Here is a 25,753-nt window from a genome sequence, read left to right on the forward strand (position 1 = left end):
CGGAGCGCTTTATGCTGAGGCAGGAACCTCTAGCAGCGGAACCCACAGTTCCATCGTGTAGTCTGCCGCCTGCATATCGCCGCGACCGTACACCTCCAGGCCGCCTAACGGGCGGTACTGCGGATGCGACGGGAAGAACTCACGCTCAAAGCTCTCAAAACCTGCCGGAATAGACCGCGAAATCGGCCCGGTAACCTCAACCACCGCGTAGGTGCTCGCGGGAAGTTCCAGCAGACCCAGCCCAAGTTTATGCGCCGAGGCGCGGTCATCAACCAAAATACCGGCCGTGTAGCGCACGAAACCATCGGTACTGGGTTGGGTGCACACGCCAATGTACTGGGTGACCGCCAGAATATCGAGCATCGCCGGGGATGCCTTCTGATTCAGCTCATCCCACAGCGGCGTGAAATCGTCCCCCAGCTTATACACCTGGGATACTCCCGCCACCAGCAAAGAGCCGTGTTTTTCAATGCGCGCGGGTGAAACAGTCACGGGCGCCTGTACGGACTCGCTCATGAGATACCCGCGTGGGCGCTCTGGCGGTCCACCGCGCATTCGGGCACGCAGCGGCGTTTCGCATCATCGGTGGCGCATTCGGGGCACAGAAGCACGAGTTCGCGACAGCTCTCATTCGAGCAGTTCTCGAACTTATTGGACGGCGCCGAGCAGCGCTCACACTGGCCGATCGTGACGGTATCCGGGGTGAACTCCATGTGCATGCGCTTGTCGAACACGTAGAGCGAGCCCTCCCACAGGGACTTATCGCCGTACTTTTCGCCGTAGCGCACAATACCGCCGTCGATCTGGTAGATCTCTTTAAATCCGCGGTTCTTCATAAGGGCGGAGAGGATTTCGCATCGAATGCCGCCGGTGCAGTAGGTGACGACAGGCTTATCTTTCAGATCGTCATACTTACCGGATTCGATCTCGCGGATAAAGTCGTGGGTGGTGCGAACATCGGGCACCACGGCGTTCTTGAACTTACCGATTTTAGCCTCGAATGCGTTGCGTCCGTCGAAGAAGACGACTTCATCGCCGCGTTCTTCTACAAGCTTGTTCACCTCTTCGGGTTTGAGGTGCACGCCGCCGCCGACCACGCCGTTTTCGTCTACTGTGAGCTCGTCGGGAGCGCCGAACGCCACGATTTCATCGCGCGCTTTGACCGACAGACGGGGAAAATCTTCGGCACCGCCCTCAGACCATTTGAACTCCATGTTCTTGAAACCGGGGTACTGGCGGGTCTCTTTGGTGTACGCCTTAACCGCGCTGATTTCGCCGCCGAGCGTGCCGTTAATGCCGTGTTTGGAAATGAGGATGCGCCCGCGCAAACCGAGCTTCTCGCACAGGGCACGCTGCCAGAGCATGACCGCCACGGGGTCGGTTATGGGGGCAAACTGGTAATACAAGATAATTCGATTCTGAGCCACCCTCCTATTTTACGCTTTCTGGGTACATCGTGTGTGCCGTGGCGGTAGCGCTCGTCCCGTAATGTGGCCGATAATCCTTGTTCTCCTGCGAGATGCGCCCGCGATGATGGGGTGCATGTGGTTTCTTCACCATGAGGTATGTCTCGTCGTTTTTCTGCCCCATTGCACCGGCTGATTTCGCCGTTTTCTCACGGCGAAGACCTGCCTGCCGGGGCGAGTGGAACATGCCGGGCGCCCTGCGATTGCCCACGCCGGTTTACCGTACCCGAGGTTTTACAATGGTGTGATGCGCCCCGAACCTTCCTGCGACTCCCCGGCTGATGAGCACCCCGGATTCCCCTCTGCCTCGCGCCCCGACGAGAACCTTCGCGAACAGCTGAGCAGGCTTATGCCCAAGCTCCCCGGCGACGGCTTGCTGCCCCCGCAAATCACCCATGTGCACCGCATCCCCGCACGTGAAGGGCAGTATTCGCCGTGGCCGCACTGGCTGCACCCGCGCGTGATTGAGGCTTTCGAGTCGCTGGGCGTGCACGAACCGTACACCCACCAGGTGCAGGCGGCACAGGCAGCGCATTGTGCATTCGATGCTGCACTCGCCGAAGACGCGCACCGGCTCTCCTTCGGGCGAGCTTCCGGGCAGGGGCACGATGAGTCGGGTACAACGGCGCGGCATGTGATTGTGGCGACCGGGACCGCATCCGGAAAATCGCTGAGTTACCTCATGCCCGCTTTCGATGCCCTCTACCGCGGGGCGCGCCGTGAACCGCTCAGCGCCACGGCCACTAATGCAGGTTCCACAGGTTTTCATCAGAGAGCGAACGTTCTATATATTTCACCGGCGCGGGCACTCTCAGCCGACCAGCTCAACGCCATCACCGCCTATCATCTTCCCGGGCTCAACGCCGCCACCTATGACGGCGACACCCCGGCGCAGGAGCGGCGGTGGGTGCGCGAACACGCTAATTTTGTGCTCACCACCCCGGATATGCTCAACTACGGAATTCTGGGCAACCACCGGCAATGGGCGAACTTCCTGCGCGGGCTGCGCTATGTGGTGCTTGACGAAGTGCACAGCTACCGCGGCGTGTTCGGCGCGCATATCGCCAATCTGCTGCGCCGCCTACGCCGAGTCTGCGCGCTCTACCGCGTAAATCCGGTGTTTTATGGGGCATCCGCCACGAGCGCGAACCCTGCCGAGTCTTTCGCCAAGCTCATTGGAGTGCCCGAGGGGAACGTTGACGCGATTACCGCATCGACCGCACCCCGCGGAGAATCCACCGTCATCCTGTGGGAACCGGAGTTCCTGCCCGATACGCAGGTGACCGATAAACTCGCCGCCGGTGCGAGCGCCTTCGACACCCGTTCCGAGGCAGAAAAGCAGGCACCACAGCGCATCTCCGCTATCGAACAGGGCGCGCAGATGCTCACCGACCTGGTACTCTCACGCACCCGCACGCTTGCCTTCACCCGGTCGCGGCGCGGTGCCGAGCTGATCTCTCAGAGAGCGCAGCGCTACCTTGATGAGACGGAGGCGGGGCTGGCGCATCGGGTGGCGGCGTACCGTTCGGGGTATATGCCCGAGGAACGCCGTGAGCTTGAGCATCGGCTGCGCACCGGCGAACTGCTCGGGCTGGCAAGTACCTCTGCGCTTGAGCTGGGTATCGATATTTCCGGGCTGGATGCGGTACTCGTGGCGGGCTGGCCCGGAACCCGCGCATCCTTTATTCAGCGGATTGGGCGCGCCGGTCGCGGGGGTCAGGATGCGCTCGCCGTGCTTATCGCCGGGGACGATCCGTTGGATACGTACCTGGTGCATCATCCGCAGGCGATTTTCGGGCAGAGCGTGGAAGCTACCGTATTCGACCCAACGAACCCTTACGTGCTTTCGCCGCATTTGTGCGCTGCCGCGGCGGAGTCTCCGCTACGTGCCGAGGAGCTTTCCCTGTTCGGCGAGCATACTGAGGCTCTGCTTAACCGGCTGGTGCAGCAGAATTATCTGCGCCGCAGGGCGGACGGCTGGTATTGGACGCACGCGGAGTCGGCCACGAATCTGGTGGATCTGCGTGCCACCGGCGGTGGTCCCTATCAGCTGATTGATGCCGAGGATGGTTCGCTAATCGGCACGATGGATTCGGCGCAGGCAATGACTCAGGGACACCCGGGAGCTATCTATATTCACCAGAACGCCCAATACCTGGTGGAGTCCTTGGATGAAGCGGCGCGCGTTATCCTGCTCTCGCGAGTGTACCCCGACTATTACACGCGGGCGATTGAGGCGACCGAGGTGAAGATTCTGCAGGAAAAGGCGGGTGTGCGGTACGGGTTCGACGGCGCCCAGCCCGGTGCTGCTGGTCTGACGATGCACCGCGGGCGGGTTCAGGTGACCGATCAGGTTATGGGCTTTCAACGGTTTTCGGTGTACGGCAGTGAGTACCTGGGCGATGAGCCGATGGAGATGCCGCCGAGCATCCTGATGACCGAGGCTATCTGGTTTACCTTTGACCCGAGCTACCTGTTTGCCGCCGGCGTGGCTGAGCCTGATGCACCCGGCACCCTGCACGCCGCAGAACACGCCGCCATCGGCCTACTACCACTGATTGCAACCTGCGACCGCTGGGATTTAGGCGGACTCTCCACCCTGTACCACGCCGATACGGAACGCCCCACCATCTTCGTGTACGATGCAGCACCCGGCGGAGCAGGCTTTACCCAGCGCGGGTTTGAGGCGGTTCGCACCTGGTTGGGCGCAACTCTGGATGCTATTGATTCCTGCGGATGCGAGAGTGGCTGTCCCTCCTGCGTGCAGTCCCCCAAATGCGGCAACCGCAACGAACCGCTCTCCAAGGCGGGCGCACAAAACCTGCTGCGGGCAATGCTGCACTCACTCGATGAGGCCGGGTAGCGGCACCGGCGCGGTGAGGGCAGACGTGCCCTTTACTAGGTGCCGTTTTGGGGTGGTGGTTCACCCTAGCGCCGCCATTATTGATACAGCACCGAGGTGCCGTGAACACTTTGCGGCAGGGTCCGTTATGGCCCGCACATGGCTACTCGTCACCGGTGTCATCGGGTGCCCCCGCTCGCGCCTGGCCTTTTGCGTCGCCCAGGAACGCGAAGGGGCCGGTAATGGGAACACTGACGCGCACATCCATCGTGTCGGGGCGGGAAGGTTCGGTGCAGGCGGCTAAGTTCGCCCCGTTTTCCTGGGCGATGCGCGCAGCATTCGCGCACGGTTCTCCTTCGCTTAGGCCCCTGAGCGTGTCGGCGGCGGCGAGAGCGCTCAGGTCAGCCGCAGTGGCGGCGCGCCGGTGGGCGGCGTAGGCGCCCGCCGCTCCGAGCGTGAGTACCGTGAGGATAAGCACCCCGGCGATAATGGTGAGGGCAAGCACGGTGCCGCTGCCTTCTTCTGTGGCACGCCCAGCCGAGGCGGTGCGGGGTGTGGGAGCATTAGCACGTAGTACAGAATGTTTATTCTTCATGGTGTGCGGCTTCCCCAGTATCTTGCAGCCCCTCGGATCCTTCGACGCTGGCGGTTGCCTGCGCGCGGAGCGTCCAGCCGGTGGTTGCGCCGATAACCCCAGGTGCTTTCCGTTCGGCGCTCACACGCACCGTGTTCCCTTCGCGGGCAATGCTCACGGCGGCATCCCGGTCCGTTTGGGAGACGGCCGTGTGGATGCTGGCTTCGGTATCTCCCCGGGCGGCGGCGCGTGCGGCAGCCCGCGCAGCGTCCTCTAGCCGAACCTGTGCCGCCCCTGTTGCGACGGCACCTAAACAGAGGGCCAGTACGAGGGTTACCCCCGGCAGCACCACCGCGAATTCGGCGGTTACTGCCCCGTGCTCAGCGTCAGAGGGGTCTGCGGAACGTATTTTTGAGGGGCCGGGTGCTGAGGAGGGTTCACGCACCCGCCACGGCGAATATATACGCATGATTATTCACTCTTTACTGATGTATTACGGCTGCCAAGGCGTGCAATTCCCACCGGGTAGAGCAGGAAATCACACACCGCCCCGGGTGCACCAGCTAAAGGGGGAACACCCGGGCGGCGGCGCATAGTTCTACCCAATGGAGAGGGCATTACGGATTACCCCCAGCAGCATTTCACGTACCTCATCTGATTTGAGGATGGCCACCAGCAGCCCCGCGAAACCGACGGCGGCGAGCATCACAATACCGTATTCTGCAGTGCTGGCACCTTCTTCAGGGTCGCCCACCGGGGCGTGGGCGGCGGTGTTAGCCCCGGTGGCGGTGTATGCGGCGGTAATACGGTCGGTGTCGATCATCCCGGTTGGCAGCTGGGCGAACTGGGAGGCTTGGCGGCACAGGGGTGTGCACATTTCGGTGGTGCACCCGGTGTCGTGGGTCGCCAAAAATTCCTGGTTTGCCAGTGCGGTAAGGGAGGGGTATACGGCGGTCATGGTTATTTCCTTTCATGGATTTTTATTAGGTTGCGGTGTCTTACCCTGCCAAGGTAGGCAGCAGCGACACCAAAATCGGTATGATGCTCAGGCAGATAAATGCCGGTAGCGAGCACAGCCCCAGCGGCAGCACGAGAGCTACGGAGAGTTTCCCTGCGGCGCGTTCGGCGGCACGGCGGTTGCCGGTGCGGTGCGCATCGGCTTGGTGCCTGAGCAGGGTGGCGCTGGGTGCCCCGGAGGCGTAACCCGGTGCGAGGATGCGCCCCAATTCACCCAGGAGCGGGTCGGTAGTGTGCGGTGCCCACGCGGTATCCCAGTCTGCCCCCAGGGTGAGGGCAGCGCATATGCTGCGCAGCCGCCCGGGCGTTCCCTGAGGCTGCGATGGTGCGGCATTATCAGAACGCTGTTTACGTTTTCGCTGAGTCTGCGGAGGGGTGTCAGGCAGCGCATCGGCTAAGGCGGTGAGTGCCTGGTGTAGTCCCAGCCCGGAGTCGAGCTGAGCGGCGAGTATTTCGAGAGCAAGAGCCGTGTCGATACGGGGCCCTGCGCTTTTTGCGGCAGTCTGCCCGGTGCGTTTAGTGAGTAACGGCAGACGGGTTTTTACACTCTGCGAGTCCAGATGCGCCGTAGTGTGAGAGCGGGAAACCCCAGCAGAAAATAAAGAATGCTTATTCTTTTTTGTTTCACGTTGAACATTTCTGCGGTTGATAATACGGCGTGCAATCGACAGGGCGCAGGCCGCACACAGGGCGAATAGGCTGGCGGTTATCAGCAGATCATCCATGTTTCACTCCTTTCACGGTTTTCCGGCAGTTCTTTGGTGTTTTAGAAGGTCTCAGTTTCTGCGGCGTGCACTAGGGCCGCCGTCCAGCGTCTTCCGGCAAGCGCAAGCCCAACCCCCACTAATCCGGCACACGCCCCGGCAATCGAACCAGTCAGCACACTCACCGGTGAAGTGCCCATTAACTCCCCCAGCCCCAACCCAATAAAGGGCAGCAGTGAGAGGATCCGGCCCGTGGCCCGAGGTGCGGCGAGCGCGCTTTCTCGCCCCAGCAACGCATCAATGCTTTCTTCAGCGTGCTCGGCGGCACGGCGCAGGGTGGCCGACAGTGCGGACCCGGTTGCCTCACTCAAATGCAGACATACCAGCAGCTCGTTAACACGCTGCACACTGTGCTGGCGGGCGGTGCCGGTGTGGGTGTGAACCCACTGTTGACAGGCTTGAGATAGAGGCAGCCCCAGTTCGGCATTGGCCCCCAGGGCGGTGAATAGAGTGGCAATATCCTGTGTCGCCTGCCGGTATCCGCGGCGTGCAAACCAGGACAGCTGAGCGGGGGCGGCCGGTGAGTGCTCTGCGCGGTCGGAGGCAATACGGGTGAGAGCACCGGCGATAGCTTGGGCTTGGCTCAGCCCGGCATCAAGCTGAACGGCAATGGCACGCAGGGCATCAGGCCAGAGGCGAAGTTCTTCTGGGGTGGGCTGTTTAGGCAACATAGAGGCGCCTTTCCATAACAGGCTCGGATGGAGCGAGGTCTTCGGCGGTGGCAAGTTTCAGGTGAGGGGTAGTGTCTGCACCGGCAGGTGAAGGAATACCGACTGGGGTGTATTGCGGAAGTTCAAACTCTGAAAGTTGTATTTTTGGTACCGCGTGGGAGGGTACAGGCCGGACGGTAAGCTCTTCACGGTCGAGCGCGAGCTCGTAGATCCCCTCCACCCGGCGGGTGGGCCCGTCTTTCTGCAAGTGGATAATACGGTCGAATGCGGTGGCCGCGTGAAGAGCAACAGTGCGGGCGTCCAGCCCGGCAAGCGCCCCAAGGGCGGCTAGTCGCATGGGTACGGCACGCGCCGAGTTGGCGTGCAGGCTGGTACCTGCACCGGTGTGCCCGGTGTTCATGGCGGTGAGCAGGTGCGTGATTTCTGCCCCGCGGCACTCCCCCACGATAAGACGGTCTGGGGCCATGCGCAGCGCCTGAACAATCAGCTCCCCCAGGTTGATTTCTCCGGTTCCTTCAGTGTTTGCGGCACGGGTCATCATAGCCACCACGTGCGGGTGGGAGGGTGCTAATTCGGGGGTGTCTTCGAGGGTGAGAAGCCGCTCATTAGCCGGGCAGAGGGCAAGCATCGCGTTGAGCAGGGTGGTTTTTCCGGTTCCGGTGCCGCCGCTAATGATGAAGCTTTTCTTCTCGGCAATAATGCTCCGCAGTTCTGCGGCTGTGCCGGCGTCGAACATACCCGTTTTCTCTAGGTCTTCAAGGGTTTGCCTGCGAGAAGCCGCCACACGCACCGACAGATGGGTGCGGGGCACCAGCGGAGGTATAACGGCGTGGATGCGCCGCCCGTGGGTATCCTGTACATCGGCGGCGGGGTGGGCCGCATCGAGCCTGCCGCCGGATGCGCGGATAAGCCGCTGGGCGAGGGAACGCACCCGCGCCTCGTTTCCGAGGGTGAGTGCCGTTGGCTGGGTTTGCCCGGCGGCCTGCACCCAAATGTCGGCGGGGCCGTTAACGTATATATCGCTCAGGTGGGGTATGCCAGTCAGGTTTTCGAGTGCCCCCATGCCGTGCAGCTCGTGGTGCAGGTAGCGCAGGGCGGTGTCGTGCAGGGTGCTGCTGGGGGTATCGTCCGGGTTTTCGGGGTGGGCTGACGGCGCTGGTTCCTGCGCTGTCTCGGAAGAGGCGGGGCGTTCCGGTGCGAGCGTCACGGTGGCGCTAATGCTTTCTTCCCGCTCGTCAATGGCGGTCTGCAGCGCGTTTTCGCAGGCTTCACGTCCGTATTCTGAGGATTCGCCCAGTAGGATACGCATTGCCCGTAGGGCTATCTCTCGGGCGGTGGGGTTTTCGGCGGTGCCTATGATGGCGGGCATGTTGCGGGATTCTGCCGCCGGTTCTTCGGGGTTTTGGGTAGTGGGCTGGGCGGCTGTAATGGTTCCAGCGGGTGCGGCCGTACTGGGGTCGCTGGTGGCTGAGCTTACCAGAAGCGGGGCGAGGGGCGATAGGTCATTACTTGTGTGGATACCTACCGCACCTGGTGCGGCAGGGGCGGCGAAGCTGTGAGGGCGGGGTGTGGGGGCCGCCGCGGGGTGACCGGCGTGGGTAGCGGCCCGGGCCGGTGCCGGGGTGTTACTCGGTGCTGTCATGGGGTGCGCGGTGTTCATGGCACTATTTCACCGGGTTTTGCGCGTACGCGGGGCGGGGCTCTGCGATATTGTGGATAACTTTTCATTTTGGGCCGTGCCCCCGGCTTTCCACACGTTTTTTCACAGTGTTTCATACGTATTATTCACATATGAAGCTCTTCTATGACTTTTTATGAAGCAGTGTATTGTGAGTTTAAGTAGTCATAAATTCTTTTATCATACTTTTAGTATTCTTTACTGTTTATAGGTACTGCTGCGAAAGAAATAAAGGTACAGTGCCCTTACCACCAGAAAGGGTTCTTATCGCCTTACTCTGTTACCCTGTCTTTACGTAACGGTTCATGTACCGGGTTGCATGCAGAAACACCAATGATTCCCGCCCAGCACAGGATAAGTCCGCCAATCGCGGCGGCAGACATGAACGAGAAGGTCAGCAGCAGAGAGACGGAGAGAACCACGGGCAGCATCAACCCGATTCCGTAGAGGGGCACCCCCAAAGCACCACCGGCGTTCCTGGCGAATTGAACAAACCCGCTTGTCACGGCCTCATTTCCGCCGCCGATCGCACCCTGGAGCCTCACGAAGATCGCGGGCATACCGATGCCGACACCAATTCCCACGAGTGCGCCTCCCACAGTCAGCGACCAGATATGAGGCACCAGGCACGTCAGGACGCCGATAGTCGCCGTCAGCCACCCGATTACCTCTGTGCGTGCATGATGCGCGCGCAGTCCGCCGATTGCGGAGCCGATTCCGCTTCCCGCCACCAGAGGCAGTACCAGCCATCCTAAAGTTGCGGCATCCATCTGCAGCGTATGGGCCATTGACATGGGCAGATAGACGGCGGCACCGAAGGCAAGGCTCGACAAACCCGCCGTGCTGATCAGTCCTCGCACGAGTACCGGCTCAGCCAGTACAGACAGGAGGCTTCGCGCTTCAGCGGGTTCACTCGGCAGCCGGCTTCCGGGGAGGCTCAACGAGAGGGCAAGAGCCGTGATAGATAGAAGAGCGGGGCTTGCGAACGCCACACGCCAGCCGAGAACTGAGGTCAGCCAGCCCCCAAGAGGTGCCCCGATCAGTGTCGCAACAACCTGCATTGAGCCCAGCAGACCAATAATCCTACCAAGACGTTTATCACGCCAGTACCGGGTCACAGCCGCCATACTCGCGGGCACAATAATGCCAGCGCCAAGCCCCTGAATAACCCTGAACATAATGAGCTGCACCATCGACTGAGACTGCGAAGTCAACACTGTAGCTGCCGCATACAGCAGGGTACCCACAACATAAACCTTTCGCGGTCCTTGGCGGTCGGCCCAGCGACCACTGTTCAGAAGCACAGCGGTGGACGCTAACATGTAGGCACCCACAACCCACCCCACGGTGCTGTGACCAGCGAGCTCGGAGGCAATCGTCGGCAAACTGACCGTGATAAAGTTCTGCATCAGCGTAGCCGAAGCAGAACCAATGAGCACGGCTGCCAGACACCAGTGACGACGATTCATCTGCCCTCACTCACTTTCGACCGGTGTAACCAGTCCTGTGTTCCCATCGACCCGAATCGTCTGACCCGACACAATATCCTGCGTACCGGATTGAGTGCCGAGTACAGCGGGAATCCCGACCTCGCGCGCAACGATAGCCGCGTGAGAAAGCGGACCTCCAGTATCAGCCACCACGGCGGCAGCCACATTGAACAGCGGGGTCCAGGTGGGATCGGTGTACCGGCACACGAGCACTTCGCCCGGTTCCAACAGCCCGAACTCTTCCGGCCCGTGGATGACCCGTGCCGTGCCCATCGTCACCCCTGGGCTCGCGCCAACTCCTTTGATGCCGTCCGTCTCAGACCGGTGATTCCCCCGGTCCCACCACAGAGTCTCAGCGGTTGTGCGCTTCTGCTTTCGGCGCGAAATCCTCTGCTGAAGATCGGAGGATGGTTCTTCTGCAAGCAGCGCAGATTCCACCTCATCAAACAGCGCATAGGTTACATCTGAGGGATTCGCCAAGACGCCGCGTTCAACGAGTCGATGTGCGATCTCGTCCATGACCCTACGAGCCTCAACAAACCATTCTTCGATGAGATACAGAGAGCCTTCACGTGCGACATGCAGAGCCCGCAGCGCGGTGACCGTCTTATCCCAACGTTTATGCAGGAACCGTGGCAGTCGGCTGCGCACAAGCTGACGTTTATCGGCCCGTTCCGCATCCATGGTGTGCCTGCCGCGAATACCGGCGGCAATCAGCGTGAAAAATGCCTCGGGGTTCTCGCCCCAAGACCTGCTTGAATAGGGCAGGTACATGCGCGGTGTGCGCGCCCCAATCCGCGACAGCGTCTGCTGAACCTCTTCGAGAAACGTCGACCCATTGGGACGCTTCGAGAGAGATTCAACCGCGTTATCCGTGTCCACAAGGACGTCATCGAGACCGAGTTCGCGGGCGCGCTCGCAGAGACGCGAAATCTCACGGTCGATATGTGCCGTCACAAAATCGAGGTTCGCGAATAAATCCTCGGTGGTGACGCTCGGGCCGAGCCGCGCAATTTTCATCATCATATCCGCCTCAGCACGTTTGAACATTAGCGGTATGAGGTAGCGCGAGAAGCGAGCGCGCGTAAGCTCAGCTGCCGCGTCAACCGCCCGGTGGCTCCGCGCAATCAGATCACAGTTGGTGATACTCTCAAGTGCCCGATTATCCGCCTGGAATGCTTCAAGTTCATGTTTCCAATCCAGCGAGTCTGCATCCCAGTCGGGATTCGCCGCCGAAAAAGCCTGTCGAATCGTGCGCGGCAAGTGCGTTACGATGCGCGGCGAAACACGTGGCCACGTTGCATGTATGCTCGCAATCCCGTCATCGCTGATGCGGATAACACGATCAACGGGTGGTGTATCCACCCCGAGAGAACCGAGAACTTGCTGAACTTCCTGCTGTACCTTGCGCACGGGCATGATATCCAGGGGATACGGAGCGGGATAATGCTCGATCAGGTCATCACGCATCATCTGTAGAATCTTTGACTGTGCAGGTCCGTGTCCCGAGTCGGTTTTCGACGGATTCGATAAAGATGTAATCGGTCGAGTCTGCAAGAGGTAGAGCTCATCGCCGCATATACCCCACTCGATATCTTGGGGTGCGTTGTAATAGGCGGATACCTGCCGCCCGAGAGCGTGAAGTCGTCGAAGATCGGAGTCTGACAGGCATGAAGCCGTACGATCATCCGGTGGAACCGGGCTTCTCTTAGTCCCGCCGGTGTGGTCGAGGTCGATGCGCGTTTCTTTATCCCCGATGATCGTCTCGACGGCGTGCCCCTGTGAGTCCAGCGTAAATGTATCCGGGTTGACGTGGGCGGCGACGACGGATTCGCCAAGACCGTAGGAGGCGCTGATGAGCATCCGGTCTGTCATGCCAGAGATAGGATCTGCCGTAAATAAGACGCCCGCCACGTCTGCAGCGACCATTTCCTGCACCACCACGGCAAGTTCCGCCGATTCGTGGGAGAACCCGGCTTCTGTGCGGTATGCCACCGCTCGATCCGTCCAGAGGGATGCCCAGCATCGCCTTAGGGCATCGACAACAGAGTCTTCTCCCTGCACACCGAGATAGGTATCCTGCTGCCCCGCGAAACTCGCGCTGTCCAGGTCTTCCGTTGTCGCTGATGAACGTACCGCCACAACCGGCGATCCCAGCGCCCGATAAGCCCCTACGACGGCATCTCGCACGGCACGCGGGACTTCCTGCTTCAGGATCAGCTCTCGTGCAGCGTGAGAGTTCGTACCGGCTGCCTCGTGAATAATATCTTCAGCAATCGGTGCGACGGCTGCCCTGTAGGCGTCGGTTGTCATGCAAAATCCTGGCGGCACGTTCAGACCGGCGCGATGCATCGTTATAAGGTTGGCGCCCTTGCCGCCGACGCTGACTACCTGAGCGTCCCCGAAGGGATGACCTCGCCGGAACCAGGATATGAACGCGGTCGTCTCTTGTTTGTGTGGGGTTGTCATCGCCCAATCACCGCCTTAATCGTGCTTCGTGCCGATTGTCGCCTTATCCAGTCTCAGCGGAAAAGCGCTTTTCTATCTTCTTAGAATATCTGCCGCGGCGGGGTTTGGACATAGATTGTTGTCATCGAATTCGCCCTGACATGCAGGTTCGTTCACCGTCACCTTCGCATATTCGGGGTTCTCTCACCGATAATAGGAGTGTGTACATTCTCGTTGTTCCCGCAGATAACGCCGACGCCCAGAACCCCGGCGCCACCTCTGTGCGCAACACAGTGAACGATGCTGCAAACAGCGGGGAACCTGTGCATTTTCAGAACCCTGCGGGAGGCTCATCCACCGCATACTGGGGTGTTTTCCATGTGGAGACTGCCGCCGAGGCCCACGCCAACGACTCTGCTGATGCGCCAGCCAGTGCGGGGGAAGAAACGGTCACCTCCAGCACCCCCGGTACGGCCCCACGTATTGTGCGTGGGCACAGGGTGAGCGCCGAGAACCTGCCCGCCTATGTGCGTGAGGTTGAGTCCCGCGCTGATGCGCGCAAGAGTGCGCGGGTGCGGTGGGTGTGGGCCGATACACGTGTGCTTGGCCCCCTCCTGTTAGAGGCGCAGGTACGGGTGCATCTATGCCATGATTTGCGGCTGGTGCAGCGTATTCTCAGTGCTGCCGCAACCCACCCCGGCGGGTATGTTCGTTATTCGCCGGTGCTTGAGCTGATGCACGAACCGCACCACGAACCACCGCGCGGGTACCTGCCGCCCGCTCGGCAGGTGAGCGATCAGCAGGCGCTCTTTGATGATCTGAGTTTTTCCGCTGCCCAGCAGTCTTCAGCGGATTCTGCCAGCCCAGCCGTGCGTTCCGATGATGCGAGTTCCCCAGCATCACGTACCCCGCTTATTGCCGCGACGTTCGGCGAGTTCGCGGCGCAGCTGCACGCTATTGCCGCTGCCGCGCACCCTGACCGGCTTTCTCTGTTGGCTCATGCGGAGTCGGCCGGTGCTCTTGTTGCCGCGGAGATCGGGCACTGGGGCATCCCGTTCGATGCGCAGGAGCACCATAAAAATCTGGAGCAGCTGTTGGGGCCGCGCCCTGGTGAGGGCGAGCATCCGGCGAAAATGGTTGAGCTTGCTGAGCATATTCGGCGTGTGCTGTTCGCTCCGCAGCTGAACCCGGATTCCCCGCAGGATCTGCTGCGGGCGCTTCAGCGTGCGGGCGCGCAGGTTGAGAGCACCCGTTCATGGAAATTGAAGGCGTGGGCGCAGCAGAACCCGGCGCGGGCCCAGGAAAGGCACGCCATGATCGACCCGGTGCTGCGGTATAAGAAGCTGTACCGGATATGGACTGCTAACGGCTGGAATTGGGCTGATACGTGGGTGCACCAGGGGCGTTTCCGCCCGCATCTTGAGGTGGGCGGTGCAGCAACCGGACGGTGGGGTGCTTCCGGCGGGGGTGCTTTGCAGCTGCCTGCGGAGATCCGTTCGGCAATAATAGCCCCGCAGCATCAAGTGTTTACGGTGGCCGATGGGTCACAGATTGAGCCGCGTATTCTGGCGGCGCTCAGCCGGGATGAGGCGTTGGCTGCGGCGGGACGTGGCGTTGCGGGGCACAGCACCGACTTGTACGAGGGCATTGCCGAGCTGAGCCGTTCTCACGGGCTGGCGCTGACTGAGCGGGCGCAGGCGAAGGTGGGGCTGCTGGCCATTATGTATGGGGGCCGCAGCGGCGAGGTTGGGGCGCTGCTGCCGCATATTGCGCAGCTTTTTCCGCGCGCTATGGAGTTTACGGAGCGGGCGGCGCGTATTGGCGAGCAGGGCGGGCAGGTCACCACGTTTTTAGGTCGCACCTCCCCTGCCCCTTCCGATGCGTGGCGGCGCACGGTGGCGGATCGTTCAACGGGTGCTGCGGAGGCCCGGGCGGTTTCTGCGTCTCGTGCGTGGGGCCGTATGACCCGTAATTTTGTGGTGCAGGGTACGGCGGCGGAGTGGGCTTTGTGCTGGATGGGCAGGGTGCGTTCGCGCCTGCTGAGTGAAACAGTTTTCGGCAGCCCGATGCGCACAAAGATTGTGTATTTTCTGCACGATGAGCTTGTATTGTGCGGCCCCTCTGTTGAGGCGAAACGTGTTGAGGCGATCGTGCGGGAGTCTGCTCAGCAGGCTGCGCAGCTGCTCTTTGGCGGGGTCCCGGTGGACTTTCCAGTGTCTGTGACGGTTACGAGGAACTATGCGGAGGCGAAGTAGTGTCTTCTTAAAGAGAAGAGATACTGAGTCTTAGGTGAGTATTTTATAAGGTTAAACTTAGTTTCTGTGTCGTTTTATGATTTGGGCCTCTTAAAAATATTTTGGCATTTTTAACGCTTCAATTAAGTTTCAGAAGGTGCCTTAGAGTTCTTTCCAGGGTGCTTGAGTGCCTGAGTGCCGGGTGAGCGTATATTTCTGCGGTGCATCGCATGACCCAATTATTACGAAATGATTAAAATGCATCAAAATACATAATTTATAGAATAATTATTCACTTATTGATGTGGGAACCGCGCGGTAAATTTTGAGCTATAGCTTGAGATTCAGGGTTACAGCAAGGCATTCAGTACATGCATGAATATATGGAAGATGAAAGACTTTACGAGTAGAATATTCACCGTATACGCGGTTCTACTGCGCATCACAACACTCAATATACGCTCGTTGTGTTCACGTACCCCGCCCTTTTTCCGCTAGGGGCGGGCACGGTACTGGGCACCGGCGTGTGTATATCAGTACTTCGCAAGGATATAAACATGCAGAATAAACTCTCACGCCGCACGCTTGTTACCGGCGCGGCTTGGGCGGCACCCGTGGTCATGGCTTCTAGCTCCATCCCGGCGTTCGCCACATCGCCGGTCGAGCCCTGTGTAGCAGATAAAACGTTTAACTCGCAGCACTACGCTAAGCCCCCGCGCGGCAACACCCGCGAAAAGGTCTACGACCACTGGACAGTCCCCGCCGACGTGCACCAGATCAAGTTCTATGTGCGCGGTGCCGCCGGTGGCTCCACTCACGAAGACCAGTACGGTGGCGGCTTCGGCGGCGCTGGCGCCGAGGTAGCCGGCTACCTTGATGTGACCCCCGGCGAAACCCTTACCTTCGTGACCGGCGCAGCTGGTACCGCAAACTTCGACGGTACCCCCGCTGAAGGCGGTAAAGGATTTGGTGACGGCGGTTCCTCAGCTGCTCTTCCCACCGACTCTCAGGTAGGTATTCGCAATAACCAGGCGCAGTTCATCCTTGATAAGTTGAAGCCCGCAAAGATCCAGTACGGTGGCTCCGGTGGTGGCGCATCCGCTATTGTTCGTATGGAAAGCGATGGGTTCACCATTAAGGAAGTTATCGCTATTGCTGGCGGCGGCGGCGGCGCGGGTGTTACCGTGCAGCACAACACCAACGACTACCCCCGCACCAAAGAAGGCAGCTACAAGACTGCCACCCTCACCATCGGTGAGCAGGGCAGCGGCGGTATGCAGGTGCAGCAGAGCCCCCAGAGCGTTGAGGGCCAGACCGTCACAGTAGTGCAGCATGTGGACAGCATGGACGGCGGCGACGCGAGCACCTCCCTGGAGAACTACCCCGACTACGAGCAGACCGTCTACGGCGGTAAGGGCAGCGGCACCGCAGAAGGCGGCAGCAACGGAACCGGTGGCGCTGGCGGTGAAGCACCCGCAGCAGATCAGGACCGGGTCACCCAGGAATACCTGAGCTACGCCAAATTCGATCAACCGACGGGTGCATACATTAACTACTCAGACGATGGCAATATCTTCGCTTCCGCTTTTGAAGGCGCAGAGGGCAACAGCACCTCCAACCCCACCGAGCCCGTTAACGGTGCTGACGGTGTGAGTGCCTGGGGTGCGGTTCAGACCTACGACGGTCACTACGCCGATGGGTACGACAACGCCAACTACTACGTGTACGCGGTCTCCGGCGGCGGTGGCGGCGGCTACGGCGGCGGCGGCTCCGGCAGCGTCATTGGTCAGGGTGTGCGTGTTACTGCCCCGGATCAGGAACAGGATATTGAGGGCAGCTCGAACAAGTTCCGGTACTCGGGTGCTTTCGCATCCGCTGGTGCTGGCGGTGCCGGCGGCAGCTACCTGGCACCGGGAATCGAAATGTGGGATTCCAACGGTAAGAAGTTCTGGGCACACAATAACCGTACTTTCGGCACCAATGACACCAACGGCCACGGCCGTATTAAGGTGATCTGGTGCGACCCGAGCGGTTCGCATAAGGACTACCCGGATGACCCGGGTGTTCCCGCTCCGGTGGTTCCCAGCCACTAATACCGGCTGCGAATACTCATAAGCTAGGGCCTGCTCCCCGCATTGTGCGGTTCTGGGGAGCAGGCCCTTCTGCGTACCCGGCCCGCTTATTTTAAGGCGGGCGCAGGTTTAAGCACCGAGTCATCCCACGGGACCGTCCAGCTGAGCGCATCAAAAATCTTATCGAGCACGATCGCAGTGAATCCCCACACGGTGAACTCGACCCGCGCATCGCCGCTAGAGTGCACGACCTCAAACGCCGGGGTTTTATGGGTTATGCGCCCGCGCTTCACATATGCCGTATGCCGGTTGGCGGGGTTGAGCAAATCTCGCACGGGCACCCGCGCAATCAGGGCAGACTCGTTCGTATCGACCACGCCAACCCGCGTGGGTGAAGCCCACCACCCCAGCACCGGGGTCACCCTGAAATCGCTCACGGCAAGCGGCAGGGTCGGCAGCTCCCCCAGAATTTCAACACCCGCAGGGTCAAGCCCGGTCTCTTCCACGGCCTCACGCAGGGCGGCGATGCGCCCCACCGGAACTCTCTGCTGGCGCGCCAGTTCGTAATCCTCGGGGTCGATTTTGCCGCCCGGGAATGCAGGCTGACCGGCGTGTGAGCGCAGAGTATCCGCCCGCACCAGAAGCAGAACGTCCAGGTTCTCTCCCACGCACTCTGGGCATCCGTCAAAGTCTGCGGATGCGCTCGGTTCATCATCGAGTACCCCGAAGAGAACGAGCACTGCCGCCTCTTTGGAGAGCTTACTGTTGGACGCGTACCGCATGAGGGAGTCTATCTTGAAATCGAGTTTTCCTGCGGCAAGGTTCGCGAGTGCATCGCGGGCTTGTTCGGCGGCGGTGTTCAGGGTGTTAAGCACTCAGCGGGTATCCTTCGGCGTGCAGTTGGCGGCGTGTGGCACCGGTGAGGAAGCGCAGGTGCAGGCGTTCACGACCGGGTGCCATTTCATATTTCATGAGTTTACGCGCTTTGGTTTCGTCCGTCTCGCCTTCACCCCAGGATGGGCACAGGTCGGCGATGGGGCAGACTCCGCAGGCGGGTTTGCGGGCGTGGCAGATGCGCCGCCCGTGGTAGACCATGCGGTGTGAGAAGTTGGTCCATTCGCGCGGTTCGATCAGTTCGGCAACGTCGTGTTCGACTTTGACGGGGTCGTCTTCGGTGGTGAATCCCATGCGGCGTGCGAGCCTGCCGAAATGGGTATCGACGGTCAGCCCGGGTACCCCGAAAGCGTTGCCGAGTACCACGTTTGCGGTTTTGCGCCCGACTCCTGCCAGTTTCACCAGTTTATCGAGGGTTCCGGGCACTTCTCCGTTGTAGTCGTCTGTGAGCTGGCGGGCGAGTTTGACAATAGATTTCGTTTTGGCGCGGTAGAACCCGAGGGATTGAATATAGGGTTCGACCTCTTCTTCGGTGGCGGCGGCGAGGGCGGGCGCATCCGGGTAGCGGGCGAAGAGCGCCGGGGTTACCTGATTGACGCGCACATCGGTGGTTTGTGCCGAGAGCACCGTGGCGATCAGCAGTTCAAAGGCGTTCGTGAAGTCGAGTTCAGCCACAGCGTAGGGGTAGGTTTCACCCAGGATACGGTTGATTTTGCGGGCGCGGCGCACGGTGGCAAGGTGGCTTTCGGGGGCTTTGGTGAGTGCTTTCGCGCGGCGGCGTGCCGCCTGTGCCGCCTCAAACTCGGGCACGGTGCGGATGCTTAGCAGCTCACGTTCTTCCTCGGTGAGCTGTAGATCTGGGGCTGTGTCGGTGGTGCTTTTCGGTGCGGATGCGCTCATAGCGCGAGCCTACCGTTTTTTGTCTGCTTTTCCCAGCTAGGGATGCCGAAGCGGCTGGTTCACGAACCTAAATAGTGGTGGCGGGGTGGTTTGGTGGGCGTGCATCCTGCGCGGGGACGCTTCAATGTGCCACACTAAAAGCATGTCTGCAACTATTTTTGTGCTGAATGGCCCTAACCTGAACCTGCTGGGGCACCGCCGCCCCGAAATTTACGGGCACACCACCCTGGTTGATATTGAGTTGTCGGTGCGTGAACGTGCCGCCCTGCACGGGTTTGATGTGGAGTTTATGCAAACAAACTATGAGGGGAAGCTGGTGGATGAGATTCAGCGGGCCCGCACCCGTGGGGCTGCGATTGTGATTAACCCGGCAGCGTACACGCACACGTCGGTGGCGCTTCACGATGCGCTGGAGGCCGCCGAACTGCCCGTCGTCGAGGTGCACCTGTCGAATATTTACCGGCGTGAGGAGTTCAGGCATCACTCGTATGTGTCCCCGCAGGCAACCACCGTGATTAGTGGTGCGGGTGCTTATGGGTATGTGATGGCTATTGATTTTATTGCCGAGTACCTTAAAGACGATATTTAACGGGGCCTCGCACCAGCGAACGGGGCGCCCGGTACCTTTTCGGTACCGGGCGCCCCGTTTTAGTCCGCTGTACGCGGGTTATGAGGGTGTGCTGATCACCCTAGCGTGCTTTACATTGGCCGGTTGAGACAGGCGTGGTGTTATTGCCGTTGGCAGCCAACGCCTGTTTCAGGGTGGATGCGGTTATCGCATAGCCGGTCTGGCCTTCGGTTGCTTTTGCGAAGACCACACCCACTACGGTGCCGTCTTGGGTGAGCATCGGGCCGCCGGAGTTACCGTGCTGCACGTCTGCGGCGATCTGGTACACCTGGCGGGTGGGGTTGGCTTTACCGGTTTCAGAGTCGATGGTCTGAATATTGCCCACGCCCTGTACGGTGGCGGGTTTCGCGGCGAACGGGCCGCCCTTCGGGTAGCCCATGAAGGTCACGGTTTCGCCGGATTCGGAGTTAGTGTTGGCCACCTGCAGCGGTTGGATAGGCAAACGCGGCACACGAATGAACGCTAGATCTTGCGCCGGGTTGTTGTAGACCACGGTGCCGGGGTAGGTGCGTCCTCGTGAGTCTTGCACGGTGGGTGAGGTAACTCCGGAAAGCACATGCGAGTTGGTGACTACGAGGTCCTGCCCAGCGACGAACCCGGAGCCGGTGGAGGTGTATCCGCACTGCTCAGCGGCACCCAGGATCTGCACTACCGAGGATGAGGCGTTCTCAAGTGCATCGGATTGAACCTGCTGGGTGGGTGCGTTCGTCTCGGGGTAGAGCAGCTGTTTGACTTCGGGGATGCTGCCTGCGGTGAGTACATCGTTGCGGACGCTGTCGATGCGGTCTTTCACGGCAGATGGGGTTGCTTCAACCATCCAGGTGAGGGTTTTCGATTCGCCCAGCGCCGTGTTTACTGACGGGATGGGCACCGTGCGCATGGATAGGGTGATGACGACGAGTACGAGGGCGCAGGCGGCTACGTTCAGCACGCCGCCGAAGAACCTCTCCACACCCTTTATAGGTGTGACATCTGTTACTTTACGGATACTCCTGCCAGCAATGACACCCAGCCACTGCCCAATCACCAGGCATAGCAAAAGAAGCCCGATAGCGGTGGGAAGCATCCACTGCGGGCTGACGGCGGCAACCGCCAGCGGCACCAGCCATGCGGCGGCGCACACACCCAGTGCCAACCCTAAGAACGTTCCGAGCGTGGTAAAGAACCCGCTTCGTAAGCCCATAAGGAAATACAGCACGAGGATGATGGGAATAATAATGTCGAGGGGGCTCAGGTTAGCAAACACAAGCGTTCCTCTCTTGAAATATAAAGAAATAATGAATGATGGCGTGGAAAACGCCGCACTCATGTACTGATGCTAAAGGGTTAAGCTGTGAAAATCTTTAGTTTTTTAAAAAATTCCCAGGGAAGTTTTGCTTTCGGCCAACCGTTTTCAGATGCATAAATAAGATTTTTGAGGTAATCTCAATAACAGTAAGTTGAATATATCACATCCGGTTCTTGGGCCCCTCAGCTCATAGGTTCGAGCAGGTGCACCAGCCGGAATGCTCACACAAGGGGGTGCTCGCACCCCACCCATATTCAAGGAGAACAAAACAATGGATCTAGATATCCTGCGCCGCTCGCCGCTGTTCGCGACCCTCGATGACGCCGCATTCAAGCTGCTCACCGACGATATTACCGAAATCGACCTTTCCCGTAACGCCGTGCTCTTCTACGAAGGAGACCCCGGCGACCAGCTCTACGCCGTACTCTCCGGCAAGGTTAAGCTTGGCCGCACCGCCGCCGATGGGCGTGAAAACATGATCGCTATCATGGGCCCCGGCGATGTCTTCGGCGAAATGGCACTTTTTGATCCCTCCCCGCGTTCTACCAATGCCGTGGCTGTCTCTGAGACCCGCCTGGCTGCTATTAAGCACGAGTCGTTCAAACGCGCCCAGCAGCAGGACCCCAGCATCTCGGACCAGGTCATCAAGACCCTGGCACGCCGTCTGCGCCACTCAAATGAGGCCTTGGCAGACCTGGTGTTCTCGGATGTTCCCGGGCGTCTCGCTAAGGCCCTGCTGGATCTGGCGGATCGTTTCGGTCGCCCCGCAACCGACGGCATCCTCGTGGCCCACGAGCTCACTCAGGAAGAGCTTGCGCAGCTGGTGGGTGCGTCCCGTGAGACCGTGAACAAGGCTCTGGCCGAGTTCGTCTCCCGCGGCTGGATTCGCTTGGAGGCACGCGCGGTCGTCATTCTCGACCTGCCGCGTCTGCGTCAGCGTTCACGCTAAATTCTCTGAGGACATCTGAAGTCTTCACACACAAAACCGCATCCGATACGTCGTGTTATTCGACGGTTTCGGATGCGGTTTTTGTATACCCGCTCCCCCTCACATTTACGCATGCGATAACAGGTGCCCTTTTCTCCGTGAGGTATCCCCTAGTTAGCAACGTAGACGTGCTGCCGGTTCAGATCCTCACGTTCGGCAATATCGAGCAACGCAGTCGCCATATCTGCCGGGGTAATCATCCAGCCGCGTCGAAGCGGCTTGTGGGCATCTAGCCGATAAGAGCCTTTGGGTTTCATCGGCTGAATGCGAGGGGCACGCACCGCCGTCCACTGCGCGGTGCTTTCCCACAAAACCACGTCCATACGCCGCATATCATCGTAGGTTGCACCCAAAAAGTGCTGCAGCAGCGGCAATACCACCCAGAGCTTGAAGAGCCCTTGATGAGCCCAATGTTCGGCGACCTCCGAAGAGATCACAACCAAACGTGATACCCCATGCTCTTGCATGGCGTCCAGAAGATTCTTTGTCCCGGCAGAGTAAAGGGTTGTCGGCGTTTTCGAGGTGCCAATCCCTACGGTACTAATGACCGCATCTACGCCTTGAAGCCAGGGTTTGAGGGCCTGAGCATCAAGAATATCTACAGCGCCCGTGGTGAGGTTCGGGTGTTCACGCTGAAGATTCTGCGGGTTTCGGGCAAGTGCAACTACCTCATGGCCACGCGCAAGTGCCTGTTCCACGACCAAACGGCCCACGTTTCCGGTAGCACCGGATACTAAAATTTTCATAGTTTTCGACTTTTGTTAGGGAATAGTGACCACAAGTTTACCGCGCACATGCCCCGTGCCCAGTTCCTTATAGCCGTCACGGATGGAAGTAAGTTTGAACGGGTACACATGCGCTAAGGTCACGTCAATATCTCCCGATGCCACCAGATCGGCGACTTCTTTCAGGTCACCGGGCTGCGCATGCCGCGCCCCCGTAAACTGCGCGCCTTTTATCATTGCCTTCGGCGTAGGAATCAGTGTGCCCATCGCGTCCTTTTTCAGGCCGAGCTCTGCCCCTAACGGGATGTAGTCACCGTTGTAGCAGTCAAGTATTTTCGTAACCGGGGTCGGTGCTGCCTTGAGAATACGTTCTTTCAAACCGTCACCGTATGCAACCGGAATAGCCCCCAGAGAGCGTACGAACTCCGCGTTTTTCTCCGATGCGATACCGATAACTGTTGCTCCCCGATGCACCGCAAGCTGAACCGCCACGGCTCCCACACCGCCGGATGCGGCACTGATAACCAGCACATCCTCGGGTTTCAGATCGATTGCACGGAACGCCCCGCACGCGGTCTCCCCGGCGACGCCCAAGGCTGCGGCAACCTCAAAGTTCAGGTTTTCAGGTTTCGCAACGATATTCTGGGCAGAAGTCACCAGTTTCTCAGCCAGGGAGCCTTCCGTCACGCCGGAGCCGGGAGCGCTGCGCAGGGTTCCCAGTACCGCATCGCCCACAGCAATATTGTTCACACCGGGACCGAGGGCATCTATCACACCAGAAAAGTCACGCCCCACGCCCTTCGGAAAACGTGCGGGACCGCGGCCAAACCACCAGGACGGGTGACGCAAACGGTTGCTCGTCTCTGCGATACGAAGCGGCTTATACCCCTCAAAAGTTTTCAGATCCACGGGGTTCAGGCTGACCGCTTTGACACTCACACGGACTTCACCTTCGCCCGGTGTAGGCTCATCTGTCTCAACCATTTCTAGAACGCTGGGATCGCCATAAGCGTTATGCTGAATTTTGCGAATCATGAGGTTCCTCCTTTCACTGTGATTATCTGCCTACAACAAAGGCCGGATTTTCCGCGCTGTGCGGAAATCCGGCCTTCCACGTTTTTATGAAGGGGTGACTGTAGGAATGGCTGAGGTTGCTGGTGCAGCCACCGCACCAAACTTTCCGGTGCGTGGGGCAGCCTTCACCACCTCAGTGAATGAGAGCATACACTGTCCGTCGTTCTTAACAAGGATGGGTTTTTTCACCTCAACCGTTCGTTTCTTAGCCAACCAGGCCACGCTCGTACCGACCTTCGCCAGGGATTCAAGGGTACACATGACCCCGGGGGTGACCAGCTCATCAAGGGTTTTACCGGCGGTATCGGGCTGGTTAATACGGTCGCCGAGGTCGCTGGTGGCCCGGCCTGCAAGCAGCTCCCGCACGTTCACCCAGTCACCCCAAATACCTTTATCCTTCAGCAGGCTTGCCTGCTGGCCGACAGGCACGGCGGTGGTGAAATACGCGACATCGTACCGTTTGTGGCAGAAGTCCGGCGACTGCCAGCGCACCACAGGGCGCAGCAGATCAGCCCGGATTTTTAGTCCGCTCATCGCCAGGTATTTGCTGAGGGTTTCGTCGCGGTCCGAGATCGCCTCCCGGTGGTTCATCTGGTCGCTGCCAGCGGTGTACTCAGCTACGCTCCCCTCGTCCTCACCAGCCAATAACAGCCCGGTTTCTTCAAAGGTTTCACGCACCGCAGCGACCACCACCTTATGGGCTATCGTTGCGTCACCGAACGCGAAGGTGCGCTGCCAATGCTCCGCATCAGCGCCACACCAGGGGATATTCTGTGCATCTTCTGCGGTGACCATACCGCCGGGAAAAGCAACAATCCCTAAAGGAGAGCAGCCGGGCCGGTAGGTAAGGATAGTTTCCAGCCCGTCGTCGCCATCACGCACAAAAATGACGGAGGCCGCATGCTTGAGGGCGCACCCGGTGGATTCGGCAGTACCGGCTGCCTCCCCGGAATGCTCGTTCGCCCACGTCTCCGCGGCGGTGCGCATAAAGTCTGGGATAGTGTACAGCCGCTGCACCTGTTCGGTACGCGGGGCGGGGGCGCTCTTCCTGCCGGAATAAACGCGAGGGGAACCCGCCACGGGGATAGCGCCGGTGTACAGTTCGCTACGCATATTCGACGATAATCTCAACTTCTACGGGGGAATCGAGCGGGAGCACGGGTACGCCGACCGCCGAACGGGCGTGCTGCCCAGCCTCACCGAAAATCTCGCCCAGCAGCTCGGATGCACCGTTAATAACGCCGGGCTGACCGGTGAAGTTCGGTTCAGAAGAGACAAAACCGACAACCTTCACAATGCGGCGCACCCGGTCAAGATCGCCAATCACAGATTTTACGGCAGCCAAGGCGTTAAGCACACAAATGGCGGCGTATTTTTTAGCGTCCTCAGGTGCCACAAAGCCTGCTTGCCCGCTGGCAGATACCTTACCAATAGCCGGCAGTTCCCCCTTCGTAAAAGGCAGCTGCCCGGAAGTGTACACGTAACTGCCGGAGACAACAGCCGGAACATAAGCGGCCACAGGCGCAGCAACCTCAGGCAGCTCGTAGCCAAGGTCTCGGATACGTTGTTCTATACGGGGTTCGGTCATGATGCTCTCTCCGTGGGTAAGGGATCGGCGATTGGTTTAAGGATGCCCTTAAGCGGTATATTTTCGCGGGGTTGTCCGCAGCCGCACAAGCAAAAGACGCTAAACCCGGTGCCGCGACCCCTAGATGGGGCGGTCACCGGGCGGTGCGTATACTACTGCGCCTTTTCGCGCTTAAAGTAGGCGATGGGGTTGCCCTGCGTGGGGGCGACCATATTACCTGCAGGGTTCGGGCCGGAAGGTGCGGAGGCACCGGGGAGTACCGTCACAAGCTCCCAGCCATCTTCGCCCCAGCTGTCGAGGATCTGCTTAGTAGCATGGATCATCAGAGGCACAGTTGCGTATTCCCATTTCTTCATACACCTAGGGTAGTCCTTCGGGGGCGTACTGTACAATATCACCGGTCATTTCACGG

The 25,753-nt window shown here is 59.8% G+C and carries 23 protein-coding genes; 5 read left to right on the top strand and 18 right to left on the bottom strand.

Annotated elements, in window-relative coordinates; all coding sequences use genetic code 11:
- Nucleotides 1-9 precede the first annotated feature (9 nt).
- Together I6I94_RS04350 and trhO are read right to left on the bottom strand one after the other, a co-directional pair.
- On the bottom strand, nt 10-516 hold the full coding sequence (locus I6I94_RS04350; protein ID WP_070554536.1) for a GyrI-like domain-containing protein: 507 nt from the start codon (nt 514-516) through the stop codon (nt 10-12).
- Nucleotides 513-1,427 carry an oxygen-dependent tRNA uridine(34) hydroxylase TrhO gene (trhO, locus tag I6I94_RS04355; RefSeq protein WP_128087465.1) on the bottom strand — a complete coding sequence of 305 codons (915 nt, stop codon included), beginning with the start codon at nt 1,425-1,427 and terminating at the stop codon, nt 513-515. The genes I6I94_RS04350 and trhO overlap by 4 nt, the downstream gene beginning before the upstream one ends.
- Nucleotides 1,428-1,815: 388 nt before the next feature.
- Here trhO and I6I94_RS04360 point away from each other — a divergent pair, with 388 nt between their 5' ends.
- Nucleotides 1,816-4,329 (top strand): DEAD/DEAH box helicase, encoded by a 2,514-nt coding sequence (locus tag I6I94_RS04360; RefSeq protein WP_371518665.1) that lies wholly within the window; start codon nt 1,816-1,818, stop codon nt 4,327-4,329.
- Nucleotides 4,330-4,471: 142 nt separating this feature from the next.
- Here I6I94_RS04360 and I6I94_RS04365 read toward each other — a convergent pair whose 3' ends face one another.
- From I6I94_RS04365 to I6I94_RS04400, 8 genes are all read right to left on the bottom strand, one after another.
- Entirely contained in the window at nt 4,472-4,903 is a 432-nt protein-coding gene (locus I6I94_RS04365) for an Rv3654c family TadE-like protein (protein WP_128087463.1), read from the bottom strand.
- Nucleotides 4,893-5,351, bottom strand: a complete 459-nt coding sequence (locus I6I94_RS04370; protein ID WP_236588940.1) for a TadE family type IV pilus minor pilin — start codon at nt 5,349-5,351, stop codon at nt 4,893-4,895. The genes I6I94_RS04365 and I6I94_RS04370 overlap by 11 nt, the downstream gene beginning before the upstream one ends.
- A gap of 129 nt (nt 5,352-5,480) precedes the next feature.
- Nucleotides 5,481-5,840, bottom strand: coding sequence for a DUF4244 domain-containing protein (locus I6I94_RS11415; protein ID WP_006888047.1), 360 nt, complete (start codon nt 5,838-5,840; stop codon nt 5,481-5,483).
- Between the two features lie 40 nt (nt 5,841-5,880).
- On the bottom strand, nt 5,881-6,624 hold the full coding sequence (locus I6I94_RS04380; protein WP_128087462.1) for a type II secretion system F family protein: 744 nt from the start codon (nt 6,622-6,624) through the stop codon (nt 5,881-5,883).
- 41 nt (nt 6,625-6,665) lie between these two features.
- Entirely contained in the window at nt 6,666-7,334 is a 669-nt protein-coding gene (locus tag I6I94_RS04385; protein WP_006888264.1) for a type II secretion system F family protein, read from the bottom strand.
- Entirely contained in the window at nt 7,324-8,994 is a 1,671-nt protein-coding gene (locus tag I6I94_RS11420) for an ATPase, T2SS/T4P/T4SS family (protein WP_236588941.1), read from the bottom strand. Before I6I94_RS11420 ends, I6I94_RS04385 begins: the two co-directional genes overlap by 11 nt.
- 290 nt (nt 8,995-9,284) lie before the next feature.
- Nucleotides 9,285-10,481 carry an MFS transporter gene (locus tag I6I94_RS04395; protein WP_128087460.1) on the bottom strand — a complete coding sequence of 399 codons (1,197 nt, stop codon included), beginning with the start codon at nt 10,479-10,481 and terminating at the stop codon, nt 9,285-9,287.
- Nucleotides 10,482-10,487: 6 nt separating this feature from the next.
- Nucleotides 10,488-12,971 (bottom strand): PEP/pyruvate-binding domain-containing protein, encoded by a 2,484-nt coding sequence (locus I6I94_RS04400; RefSeq protein WP_128087459.1) that lies wholly within the window; start codon nt 12,969-12,971, stop codon nt 10,488-10,490.
- Nucleotides 12,972-13,171: 200 nt separating this feature from the next.
- Between I6I94_RS04400 and I6I94_RS04405 the strand changes: the two genes are divergently transcribed.
- Together I6I94_RS04405 and I6I94_RS04410 are read left to right on the top strand one after the other, a co-directional pair.
- Entirely contained in the window at nt 13,172-15,205 is a 2,034-nt protein-coding gene (locus I6I94_RS04405) for a bifunctional 3'-5' exonuclease/DNA polymerase (RefSeq protein WP_236588942.1), read from the top strand.
- Between the two features lie 536 nt (nt 15,206-15,741).
- Entirely contained in the window at nt 15,742-17,277 is a 1,536-nt protein-coding gene (locus tag I6I94_RS04410; protein WP_128087457.1) for a glycine-rich protein, read from the top strand.
- Nucleotides 17,278-17,363: 86 nt separating this feature from the next.
- On the opposite strand, the gene I6I94_RS04415 is transcribed toward I6I94_RS04410, so the two are convergent.
- Both I6I94_RS04415 and nth read right to left on the bottom strand, forming a co-directional pair.
- Nucleotides 17,364-18,131, bottom strand: coding sequence for an NUDIX hydrolase (locus tag I6I94_RS04415; protein WP_201620934.1), 768 nt, complete (start codon nt 18,129-18,131; stop codon nt 17,364-17,366).
- Entirely contained in the window at nt 18,124-19,050 is a 927-nt protein-coding gene (nth, locus tag I6I94_RS04420; RefSeq protein WP_128087456.1) for an endonuclease III, read from the bottom strand. The genes I6I94_RS04415 and nth overlap by 8 nt, the downstream gene beginning before the upstream one ends.
- Nucleotides 19,051-19,192: 142 nt before the next feature.
- On the opposite strand from nth, the gene aroQ reads away from it, so the two are divergent.
- The gene (gene aroQ, locus I6I94_RS04425) at nt 19,193-19,639 is read left to right on the top strand and encodes a type II 3-dehydroquinate dehydratase (protein ID WP_023133679.1); all 447 of its coding nucleotides are present in this window, start codon (nt 19,193-19,195) and stop codon (nt 19,637-19,639) included.
- Nucleotides 19,640-19,739: 100 nt separating this feature from the next.
- On the opposite strand, the gene I6I94_RS04430 is transcribed toward aroQ, so the two are convergent.
- Nucleotides 19,740-20,924 carry a MarP family serine protease gene (locus I6I94_RS04430; protein ID WP_006888467.1) on the bottom strand — a complete coding sequence of 395 codons (1,185 nt, stop codon included), beginning with the start codon at nt 20,922-20,924 and terminating at the stop codon, nt 19,740-19,742.
- Between the two features lie 313 nt (nt 20,925-21,237).
- On the opposite strand from I6I94_RS04430, the gene I6I94_RS04435 reads away from it, so the two are divergent.
- A complete protein-coding gene (locus I6I94_RS04435; RefSeq protein ID WP_006888478.1) occupies nt 21,238-21,915 on the top strand; it encodes a Crp/Fnr family transcriptional regulator in 678 nt (225 codons plus the stop codon).
- 149 nt (nt 21,916-22,064) lie between these two features.
- Here the strand turns inward: I6I94_RS04435 and I6I94_RS04440 are convergent, their stop codons facing one another.
- From I6I94_RS04440 to I6I94_RS04460, 5 genes are all read right to left on the bottom strand, one after another.
- The gene (locus I6I94_RS04440) at nt 22,065-22,700 is read right to left on the bottom strand and encodes an NAD(P)-dependent oxidoreductase (protein ID WP_128087455.1); all 636 of its coding nucleotides are present in this window, start codon (nt 22,698-22,700) and stop codon (nt 22,065-22,067) included.
- Between the two features lie 15 nt (nt 22,701-22,715).
- Entirely contained in the window at nt 22,716-23,714 is a 999-nt protein-coding gene (locus tag I6I94_RS04445) for an NADP-dependent oxidoreductase (protein WP_128087454.1), read from the bottom strand.
- An 84-nt stretch (nt 23,715-23,798) separates the two neighbouring features.
- Nucleotides 23,799-24,866 (bottom strand): NUDIX hydrolase, encoded by a 1,068-nt coding sequence (locus I6I94_RS04450; RefSeq protein ID WP_128087453.1) that lies wholly within the window; start codon nt 24,864-24,866, stop codon nt 23,799-23,801.
- Nucleotides 24,859-25,341 (bottom strand): RidA family protein, encoded by a 483-nt coding sequence (locus tag I6I94_RS04455; protein WP_006888354.1) that lies wholly within the window; start codon nt 25,339-25,341, stop codon nt 24,859-24,861. Before I6I94_RS04455 ends, I6I94_RS04450 begins: the two co-directional genes overlap by 8 nt.
- Nucleotides 25,342-25,493: 152 nt before the next feature.
- The gene (locus I6I94_RS04460; RefSeq protein ID WP_006888552.1) at nt 25,494-25,697 is read right to left on the bottom strand and encodes a hypothetical protein; all 204 of its coding nucleotides are present in this window, start codon (nt 25,695-25,697) and stop codon (nt 25,494-25,496) included.
- Nucleotides 25,698-25,753: the final 56 nt, after the last annotated feature.

It is taken from the genome of Rothia aeria (assembly GCF_016726365.1).
Classification (GTDB): domain Bacteria; phylum Actinomycetota; class Actinomycetes; order Actinomycetales; family Micrococcaceae; genus Rothia; species Rothia aeria.

Bases quoted from the DNA above. Each gene is read 5' to 3' on its own strand.
- I6I94_RS04350 (WP_070554536.1), bottom strand. From the start codon at position 516: ATGAGCGAGTCCGTACAGGCGCCCGTGACTGTTTCACCCGCGCGCATT.
- I6I94_RS04360 (WP_371518665.1), top strand. From the start codon at position 1,816: ATGCCCAAGCTCCCCGGCGACGGCTTGCTGCCCCCGCAAATCACCCAT.
- I6I94_RS04365 (WP_128087463.1), bottom strand. From the start codon at position 4,903: ATGAAGAATAAACATTCTGTACTACGTGCTAATGCTCCCACACCCCGC.
- I6I94_RS04370 (WP_236588940.1), bottom strand. From the start codon at position 5,351: ATGCGTATATATTCGCCGTGGCGGGTGCGTGAACCCTCCTCAGCACCC.
- I6I94_RS11415 (WP_006888047.1), bottom strand. From the start codon at position 5,840: ATGACCGCCGTATACCCCTCCCTTACCGCACTGGCAAACCAGGAATTT.
- I6I94_RS04380 (WP_128087462.1), bottom strand. From the start codon at position 6,624: ATGGATGATCTGCTGATAACCGCCAGCCTATTCGCCCTGTGTGCGGCC.
- I6I94_RS04385 (WP_006888264.1), bottom strand. From the start codon at position 7,334: ATGTTGCCTAAACAGCCCACCCCAGAAGAACTTCGCCTCTGGCCTGAT.
- I6I94_RS11420 (WP_236588941.1), bottom strand. From the start codon at position 8,994: ATGAACACCGCGCACCCCATGACAGCACCGAGTAACACCCCGGCACCG.
- I6I94_RS04395 (WP_128087460.1), bottom strand. From the start codon at position 10,481: ATGAATCGTCGTCACTGGTGTCTGGCAGCCGTGCTCATTGGTTCTGCT.
- I6I94_RS04400 (WP_128087459.1), bottom strand. From the start codon at position 12,971: ATGACAACCCCACACAAACAAGAGACGACCGCGTTCATATCCTGGTTC.
- I6I94_RS04410 (WP_128087457.1), top strand. From the start codon at position 15,742: ATGCAGAATAAACTCTCACGCCGCACGCTTGTTACCGGCGCGGCTTGG.
- nth (WP_128087456.1), bottom strand. From the start codon at position 19,050: ATGAGCGCATCCGCACCGAAAAGCACCACCGACACAGCCCCAGATCTA.
- aroQ (WP_023133679.1), top strand. From the start codon at position 19,193: ATGTCTGCAACTATTTTTGTGCTGAATGGCCCTAACCTGAACCTGCTG.
- I6I94_RS04435 (WP_006888478.1), top strand. From the start codon at position 21,238: ATGGATCTAGATATCCTGCGCCGCTCGCCGCTGTTCGCGACCCTCGAT.
- I6I94_RS04440 (WP_128087455.1), bottom strand. From the start codon at position 22,700: ATGAAAATTTTAGTATCCGGTGCTACCGGAAACGTGGGCCGTTTGGTC.
- I6I94_RS04445 (WP_128087454.1), bottom strand. From the start codon at position 23,714: ATGATTCGCAAAATTCAGCATAACGCTTATGGCGATCCCAGCGTTCTA.
- I6I94_RS04450 (WP_128087453.1), bottom strand. From the start codon at position 24,866: ATGCGTAGCGAACTGTACACCGGCGCTATCCCCGTGGCGGGTTCCCCT.
- I6I94_RS04455 (WP_006888354.1), bottom strand. From the start codon at position 25,341: ATGACCGAACCCCGTATAGAACAACGTATCCGAGACCTTGGCTACGAG.
- I6I94_RS04460 (WP_006888552.1), bottom strand. From the start codon at position 25,697: ATGAAGAAATGGGAATACGCAACTGTGCCTCTGATGATCCATGCTACT.